Origin of the sequence: Escherichia sp. UTM R2 (assembly GCF_048593455.1) — a bacterium.
Classification (GTDB): domain Bacteria; phylum Pseudomonadota; class Gammaproteobacteria; order Enterobacterales; family Enterobacteriaceae; genus Escherichia; species Escherichia coli.
The window spans coordinates 1-3,370 of record NZ_JBFWDY010000005.1; the positions used below are offsets into that span (position 1 = coordinate 1).

Here is a 3,370-nt window from a genome sequence, read left to right on the forward strand (position 1 = left end):
ATGACCAAACAGGAAAAAACAGCCCTTAACATGGCTCGCTTTATCAGAAGCCAGACGCTAACCCTGCTGGAAAAACTCAACGATCTGGACGCGGACGAACAGGCAGACATCTGCGAATCACTTCACGACCACGCCGACGAACTCTACCGCAGTTGCCTCGCACGCTTCGGCGATGACGGTGAAAGCAACTGAAACATGCAGCTCCCGGAGACGTTCACAGCTTGCCTGTGAGCGGATGCCGGGAGCAGACAAGCCCGCCAGGGCGCGTCAGTGCGGGTGTCGGGGCGCAGCCCTGACCCAGTTCACAGAGCGATAGCGATGTGTATACTGGCTTATCTCATTTTGCATCGGTGCAGAATGGATGGGAAGTGCACCATGTCAGGAGTAAAAAGCCGCACAGATGTAAAAACAGCGCACCCGATAAACAGCACACACGCGGACACTGGCACAGGCGCGTAAGTGCACAATGCTTGCATCTGTGACTCTTCCGCTTCCTCGCCCACTCGCTCACTACGTTCGGTCGCTGGGGCTGCGGCGAGCGGTGGGATCACTCTCGTTGTGATGCAGATCCGTTTTTTTTTTGCACTGGAGTTATCAGGAGTTGCGGTGCACATGGGATCGTGCGATATGCCGGATGGTGAAAGGTTGGAGGGAACGGCAACAACTCACCCCTCCCAGTGAAGGGACGGGTAGTTTGCCGCTCTCGATATGCCGGACGGAGCCAAGGCCATCGATCACGGGGCGCGTCAGTGGAAGAACCCGCGCCTGCGTGACGTATGCGTCTTCGCCGCACCATCTCACCCGTCACGCCACCACATACCGGGAACTGCCGCCAAGGTCTAACTCAACCAATCTAGCCGCGCTACATACGGTTTTTGTGGCAACTCATCAGGTGTCCGCTGTCGATGAAACTCTCTGCGCCGGTAGCGGAACTCTCACGCGTGCGGTCGCCGTCGTCACAGCTCCCCCAACCGCAAACGATTCTCGCAAATACGCAAGTATCTGCAAAAACAGGTTTTTTTCGGGGTTCCTGGGAGACTGTGCTGTTGAAAAATTCTTGAAGAATACAGAAGGCTCATGCAAACTGAATGAACTGGTTTCTGTTGTGGATCTCAACAGTTTCCACAGGAACATTGAGGAGGTCAGAGACCTCAATGAACCCGAAACAGCTCGCCTTCCTGGCGAGCTGTTTTCGTTCTACGCCCGCCGACGAAAGATCGCAAGTGCAATAACGAGATTTTTCACGTCTTTACGCTCAAAAAGTAAAAAAACCATGTTTTCCCCTGGCTGAATCCCCAAAAACGCGTGAAATGCGTTTTCAGGATGTTGCATAGCTATGCACAAATACGGCACACGATTTGTTTCGCTCGCCCCAGCCGTCGAACTGGTCAAAATGGCAAGATTTCGTCACTTCCCCGGTCACATCTCCATTGATGGCCCACTCCGAACCCGTGCCGCGCGTTCCTGTACCTCATGTCTGTACCGGGCACGCTCCTGTTCATCCCTTAGCTGTTGTTCGCGATAAATAACCGACTCAAGCGATCCACTTGCCCGGCTAATCTCTGCACCTGCTGACTCAATATCACGACGCGCTCGTTCAGTATCGCGTTGTTCCGTTGCGTAACCTCGTGCATCTTCTGCAATTCCGCGAAGGCGCTCTCCCACTCGTTCAGCCGCCGCATATAGTCCTGTTGCAAATGCTCTAAGGCGTTCAGCAAATGCCCTTCCAGTTCCGTCATACTCGTTTACTCCCTGACCAGCCTCACGGCGTTCTTGTCGCCCACCGTCCAGGTGTTTTCCCCTTTCACCCCGTCCGGCAACACCAGAAATTTCCCGTTCTCGCCATTGACGAACGTCACCCCCCAGGTTTTTGCCTCGAGTTTCGCCAGCGTGTTTTCCTGCTCTCTGATAGTCAGGATATTTTTCGCAATCTTGCTTTCCTGCCACTCCATCAGCCCCCAGCACCCCAGGAAAATGCCGCCCGTGACGCTGAGCGCGGTCAGCGCCGGAAACAGTATCCGCCCTTTGATCACCCGCCAGAGCAGTTTTTTCTGCTGCCGGGACAGTTCGGCCTCTGTGGTGCTGAACTGCATGCTCACGGTGGTGCTCAGCGTATCCAGTTGCTTTTTCACGGATGTTGTATGTTCGCTGATAGCGTCTCTGATTTTCTGCCTGTTTAAGCTCAATGCCTTGTCTACAGACTCTTCGAGCTTCCTGAACTCGCTGTTCAGCATGTTCTCGGTAGAAGCGGCTCGCTCTTTCAGTTTCTTCTCGAAGTCTGTTCCCATTTGTAAAAGATTGCTCATACAGCGCCCCCTTTAGCCTGAGATTCCGCCCCCCCTCCGGGTCGGCAATACTGATGCTGCTTTTGGTTGTCCTCACCACCTCAAAACCTGCCGCTGTAAGCGCCTCTGTGACATCCTGACGCGTTTTTATTGCTCCGGCATGGTAAAGAGCCTCAAGACCCCGTGTAATCGCTTCTGCGGCCTCCTGTTTCGCTTTTGGCAGATTATTTGGCGTGACAAGCGTCCGTCTGTTCTCCGGTGCGTTCGGGTCACGCAGCCCGTAATGATGATTAACCAGCGTCTGCCAGGCATTTATCCTCGGCCTGTCCGCGCGGTCGTAGTACGGCTGGAGGCGCTTACCGCTCTGTAGCTCCATGTTCGGGATGACAAAATTCAGTTCGAGCCGCCCCTTATCCTGGTGTTCCACCCAGAGAATGCTGTACTGGTCTTTTTCGAGACCGGGCATAAGAACACGCTCAAAGCTCGTCATCACTCTTTCGCGTTCACCCGGCGGTAACTCCTTCTCCGCGAACGACAGAACGCCTGAAGTGTATTTCTTCGAGAATGGCGTGGAATCAATGAGTTCCCGCACTTCTTCCGGGTTACCCCGGAGCACCGTTGCGCCTTCGCGGTTACGCTCCCGCCCCAGCAGGTAATCGACCGGGCCACTTCCACCGCCTTTCCCCCTGGCATGAAATTTAACTATCATCCCGTACCCCCTGTTCCCTGACAGCCTGCCGCAACTGGCGCAATTCACCCTCGATGGCCATCAGTGCGGCCACCACATGAACCCGGTCAATCGAAGACCACTGGCCGCTGTTCACCTTCCGGGCTGTCTGGTTCAGGTTGTTCCCGATGGCAGCCAGATGCCGCAGCAATGGCGGCGATAGTGTCGGCAGTTTTCCTGTGCGTGCAACCGGCTCCCCCAGACAGACCCGCCGCATCCATTCCGCCAGTCGTTTACCCTCGCAGCGTTCCAGTAACCGGGCGTGCTCCTCATCGGTAACCCGTATCGTGAGCATCTTCTCGCGTTTCATCGGTATCATTCCCCCTAACAAATCCCCCATACAAGGAGCCTTAAGACC

General features: G+C 55.1%; 4 protein-coding genes and 1 pseudogene. 1 reads left to right on the forward strand and 4 read right to left on the reverse strand.

From position 1 onward, the window contains the following. Positions 1–192 carry a Rop family plasmid primer RNA-binding protein gene (locus tag AB4H76_RS23805; protein WP_000165979.1) on the forward strand — a complete coding sequence of 64 codons (192 nt, stop codon included), beginning with the start codon at positions 1–3 and terminating at the stop codon, positions 190–192. Positions 193–1,505: 1,313 nt separating this feature from the next. Here the strand turns inward: AB4H76_RS23805 and AB4H76_RS23810 are convergent. From AB4H76_RS23810 to AB4H76_RS23825, 4 genes and pseudogenes are all read right to left on the reverse strand, one after another. After that, positions 1,506–1,739, reverse strand: coding sequence for an MbeD family mobilization/exclusion protein (locus AB4H76_RS23810; protein ID WP_000137389.1), 234 nt, complete (start codon positions 1,737–1,739; stop codon positions 1,506–1,508). A gap of 6 nt (positions 1,740–1,745) precedes the next feature. Then, complete coding sequence (locus AB4H76_RS23815) at positions 1,746–2,306, reverse strand: MbeB family mobilization protein (RefSeq protein ID WP_000067487.1); 561 nt, start codon at positions 2,304–2,306, stop codon at positions 1,746–1,748. 370 nt (positions 2,307–2,676) lie between these two features. Further along, positions 2,677–2,994, reverse strand: a pseudogene (locus AB4H76_RS23820) (nuclease); the annotation flags it as partial. Continuing rightward, the gene (locus AB4H76_RS23825) at positions 2,984–3,307 is read right to left on the reverse strand and encodes a MobC family plasmid mobilization relaxosome protein (protein ID WP_024132211.1); all 324 of its coding nucleotides are present in this window, start codon (positions 3,305–3,307) and stop codon (positions 2,984–2,986) included. The gene AB4H76_RS23825 and the pseudogene AB4H76_RS23820, both read right to left, overlap by 11 nt. Between the last annotated feature and the right edge of the window lie 63 nt (positions 3,308–3,370).

Excerpts from the sequence above, each read along its gene's own strand:
- AB4H76_RS23815 (WP_000067487.1), bottom strand. The coding sequence starts at position 2,306 with ATGAGCAATCTTTTACAAATGGGAACAGACTTCGAGAAGAAACTGAAA.
- AB4H76_RS23810 (WP_000137389.1), bottom strand. The coding sequence starts at position 1,739 with ATGACGGAACTGGAAGGGCATTTGCTGAACGCCTTAGAGCATTTGCAA.
- AB4H76_RS23805 (WP_000165979.1), top strand. The coding sequence starts at position 1 with ATGACCAAACAGGAAAAAACAGCCCTTAACATGGCTCGCTTTATCAGA.
- AB4H76_RS23825 (WP_024132211.1), bottom strand. The coding sequence starts at position 3,307 with ATGCTCACGATACGGGTTACCGATGAGGAGCACGCCCGGTTACTGGAA.